Annotated in this window: 1 pseudogene; it reads right to left on the bottom strand. The window is 71.2% G+C overall.

Features of this window, described 5'->3' with window-relative positions:
* Positions 1–521, bottom strand: a pseudogene (locus tag B5M43_RS14975) (IS5 family transposase); the annotation flags it as partial.

Here is a 521-nt window from a genome sequence, read left to right as displayed (position 1 = left end):
GAGTCCTCGCCATTGCTTGATGTGGCAGTAGCGGCGCTCGATGACGTTGCGGCCCTTGTAGTCGGCGGCGTCGAGGCCGACGGGGCGTCCGCCGCGTGAGCCGCGGCGCTTGCGGTGGCCTTGCTGGTCGGACGGCTCGGGGATCACGGCCTTGATCCCGCGGGCGCGTAGATGCCCGCGGATCGCGCGGGATGAGTACGCCTTGTCACCCCGGACCGCGTCCGGACGAGTGCGGGGCCGGCCGACGGGGCGGGCGACACGGAGGTGTCCCATCAGCGGCAGGAACATCGGCGAGTCCCCGGCCTGGCCTGCTGTCAGCAGCGCGACCAGCGGGAGCCCGTTGCCGTCGACGAGCTGGTGGATCTTCGTCGACAGGCCGCCTCGGGAGCGGCCGACCGCGTGATCAGGCGGCTCGACGCCCGGATTCGTGCAATTCGATCCAGCCCCCTGTGAGGCGCTTCGTGTTCGTCGCGTGCTGATGCGCGCGGGCGATCGTGGAGTCCACCGACAGCGACCACTCC

The organism is Microbacterium sp. MEC084, assembly GCF_004514465.2.
Lineage (GTDB): Bacteria > Actinomycetota > Actinomycetes > Actinomycetales > Microbacteriaceae > Microbacterium.
This window is presented reverse-complemented; position numbering and strand designations above follow the sequence as displayed.